We start from the raw sequence: 3,604 nt of genomic DNA on the forward strand, positions 1-3,604 counted from the left end.
CTGATACGCGGATTGAGAAATGCGTAGCCGACATCGGAAATGAGCTGCGTGATCAAGACGATGAACACCGAGACCAGCGAGCAGCCGAGCAAAAGGTCGATATCGTTGTTGCCGGCCGCCTCGACCAGCGTGTAGCCGAAGCCCTGGTAGCGGAACATCACCTCGACGATGACGACGCCGGTGAGCAGCCAAGGGAATTGCAGCATGATGACGGTGAACGGTGCGATCAGCGCGTTGCGCAAGGCATGTTTGACCACCACGCTGCCGAAGGAGAGACCCTTCAACCGCGCAGTACGGATATATTGCTGCGTCATCACTTCGACCATCGAAGCTCGCGTCATGCGGGCGATATAGCCGATGCCGTAGATCGCCAGCGTCATCACCGGCAGTGTGAAATTGTAGAAGGTGATGCCCTGGCTGGCCGAAGCCGCCGAGCCGTTCAGCCAGCCTAGCCATGAGGCGAAGATGACGGTGAAGATGACGCCCGACACATATTCAGGCGTCGCCGTCGAGGCGATCGACGCCACGGACAGCACCCGGTCGGTTCGCGACCCCTCACGCATGCCGGCAAGAATGCCGATCAGCAGCGAGATCGGCACCATCACCGCCAGCACCCAGAACATCAGGATGCCCGTAGCGCCGAGTGCCGGAAACAGTTTTGAGGCGACGGTCGCCTTGAACTTGGTCGAGCAGCCGAAATCGCCCTGGAAAACGCCGGCAAAGGTCGGCACGAGCGGATCGTTGCAGAAGGAGAAACGCTGCGCCGGCTTGCCGGTCGCCGGGTCGGTTACCGGCTGCTTGGGCAAGACACCAAGCCACTGGCCGTAGCGGACGAAGAAGTTCTGCCGGTAGCCATGGTTGACCAGCCAGCTCTCGAGCTGCTCGGCCGACGTATGCATTTCGGTCTGGCTGATCGCCAGCTTCTTCAGATTGGGTTCGAGGTTGATCAGGAAGAAGACGACCATGGTCAGGCACAGCATCGTCAATGCCATGGTGCCAAGACGCCTGATAACGAAGGAAAGCATGGCGGCCCCCTGCCGATGGGTTGGGGTTTGAGCCGGCTATGAAAGCCAACCCTGCCGTGACCGGCGGGGCTGGCTGTCAAACAGGCCTTCGGATGCGATCAACCCTGTTTTTGTTGCATGGCCTTGCCCGCGAGTCCGCAACTTTTTTGAGAATGTGCGGACCAGCAGGGACGGACAATGCAAAGAGCGAGGGAAGGGAGCGAGCCCCTTCCCTCCATGTCGATGCGATATCAAGCCTGGTCGAGCCAGACCTTGCCGTAGTCGCGCTCGAAGGTCGGGTGCATCTTGTAGTTCTGCACCGCCTTCACCGAGTGGCTGTAGAGCTTGCGCCAGTACGGCTGGATCATGATGCCGGAATCCTGCAGTATCTGCTCGATGTCCTTCATCATGTCCTTGCGCTTGGCGGCGTCGGCAACGGCGAGCGCCGCATTGAGCTTGGCATCCCAGTCCGGATTCGACCAGCCGGCCTCGTTCCAGGCCTCGCCGGTGCGATAGGCGATGGCCAGAACCTGGACGCCGAGCGGACGCATGTTCCAGTTGGTCATCGACAGCGGATACTTCGTCCAGTCGTTCCAGAACGTGGAACCCGGCAGAACGGTGCGCTTCACCTTGATGCCGGCGTCGCGCAGCTGGGCGGCGATCGCATCGCCGGTGTTCTTATGCCAGTCTTCGTCGACGGTGATCAGCTCGTGTTCGAAGTCGGCTTGGCCGGCTTCCGCCATCAGCGCCTTCGCCTTGGCCGGATCACGGGCAACCTTGGGCAGCTCGTAATATTCCGGATGGATCGAGCAGACATGGTGGTTTTCGGCGACCGAGCCGGCATTGCCGTAGCCGAGCTGCAAGACGACATTGTTGTCGACCGCAAGCTGCAGCGCGTTGCGCACCTTCTGGTCGCCATAGGGCTTGTTGTTGACGTTGGTGCGGCAGACGATGGTCGACGCGGTGACGATTTCCGACTTCACCAGGTCCATGCCGTCGAGGATCGACACATAGTCGGCCGAAGTCTCGAAGTTGGTGTGCACTTCGCCGGCCTCGAAAGCGCTGACCATGGCTGCCGGATCGGTGCCGTAGTCGATGAATTCCAGGCCATCGAGGAACACTTCGCCGTCCCACCACTTGTCATCGGTGCGGCGCTTGTAGACCACCTTCTGACCGACATCGTAGGAGACGAGTTCGAACGGACCGGTGCCGATCGGGCAGGCCTTGAAGTCGCCGCCCTTCTCATCGAAGGTCTTGTGGACGATCAGCCCGGGATAGTCGCACATGTTCGGAATCAGCGCGATGTCCGGCTTGCTGAGCTTAAGCACGACCGTGTGGTCGTCCGGCTTGGTCACGGCGCTCTCGTCGAGCTTGTCGTCCTTGACCAGCGAGCCGAGACGGCCGGGCATGGAATTGCCTTCGGCTTTCTTGTCAGCCCAGCGCTTCAGGTTGAAGATGACGTCATCGGCGGTGAAGGCATCGCCATTCGACCAGGTGACGCCCTTGCGCACATGCAGCGTATACTGCGTGGCGTCGTCGTTGACGTCCCAGCTTTCCAGCAGATAGGGGCGAAACGTGTATTCGGAGGTGTACTTGACCAGCGGCTCGAGCGCCTGGCGCTCGGCATTGGCGATTTCCGACCAGTCGGCCTTGCGCGGGTCCTTGGGATCTTTGATCCACTGGGCGATCTTCAGCGTGCCGCCCTTCTTGCCCTTTACCTCTTCGGCCTTCGCCGGCGTCGGATCGGCGAGGCCGAGCAAGCCGTAAGCCATTGCCGTCGATGCGCCGAAGACGCTGGCCATGGCCAGGAATTCGCGGCGGTCCACCTTGCCTGCCTTGGCTTCTTCGGCCATGGCCAGGATGTGATCCGGAACGCGATCGCCATTACTCTTATAAATTGTCATGACTTAACTCCCATTGTTGGCTTTCCGCCTTTTAACATTCCGCATCCAGGCCATGATGTCAAAGACGGCGTGGATTGAGAACATGTTAGGGAATGTGCAACTTTGAAAGGGGAGCGGTTCGCGTGATAACGACAGTCTTGGCGCAAATTTGCTACTGTCCGACGGATTCTTCTGGAATCGCGATAGTCGATTAAACTGAGACATTTACTCTGGCCCGCACAGCACCAGAATCGATCCACCATGAGGCCAAAAGCCCCGCCGGACTGTCAGTATTCCTTCTCGTAGAAGATGCCGCCCTTGGCTTCGCCGGCATCGTTGGCCTCGCCGCGCAGCTTGACGCCGCGCCCGACATTGAGGTCGATCGTCGCCTTGCCCGAGCCAGGCTTGTCGCCCTTCTGGATGGTGACATAGGTGCGGTCGTTGAGGTATTTGCCGGCCGAAACCGCCGTGCCGCCCTGGTCGTCGGTGGTGACGTCGAGATCGTCGACGCCAATTGCGCTGCGCAGGTTTTCCAGCAGCGAAGTCGAGCCGACGACGCCGGCCAGCTGCCCCGCCGCTTCGGCGAGCTGGGCGATCTGCAGCGGCGACAGGTTCGACATCGAGCGGCCGAAGATCAATTGCGCCAGCACCTCATCCTCGGGCAGCGCCGGCACCGAGGAGAAGGTGAACTTCGGATTGGTCGCTTCGCCCGACACC

3 protein-coding genes are annotated in these 3,604 nt (G+C 60.5%); all 3 read right to left on the reverse strand.

Annotated features, from left to right (window positions below; genetic code table 11):
• Positions 1-1,025, reverse strand: a 1,025-nt coding sequence (locus tag ENZ74_RS25695) for an ABC transporter permease (protein WP_206522328.1), incomplete at its 3' end; no start/stop codon positions are given.
• 230 nt (positions 1,026-1,255) lie between these two features.
• Entirely contained in the window at positions 1,256-2,908 is a 1,653-nt protein-coding gene (locus ENZ74_RS25700; protein ID WP_013530882.1) for an ABC transporter substrate-binding protein, read from the reverse strand.
• A 266-nt stretch (positions 2,909-3,174) separates the two neighbouring features.
• The coding region (locus ENZ74_RS25705) for a translocation/assembly module TamB domain-containing protein (protein WP_164761204.1) at positions 3,175-3,604 on the reverse strand (430 nt) is incomplete at its 5' end.

This window comes from Mesorhizobium sp. M7A.F.Ca.CA.002.15.2.1 (assembly GCF_003998715.1).
GTDB lineage: Bacteria > Pseudomonadota > Alphaproteobacteria > Rhizobiales > Rhizobiaceae > Mesorhizobium > Mesorhizobium ciceri.

What these genes read in the sequence shown, in the direction of transcription:
- ENZ74_RS25700 (WP_013530882.1), bottom strand. Translation starts at nt 2,908, where the DNA reads ATGACAATTTATAAGAGTAATGGCGATCGCGTTCCGGATCACATCCTG.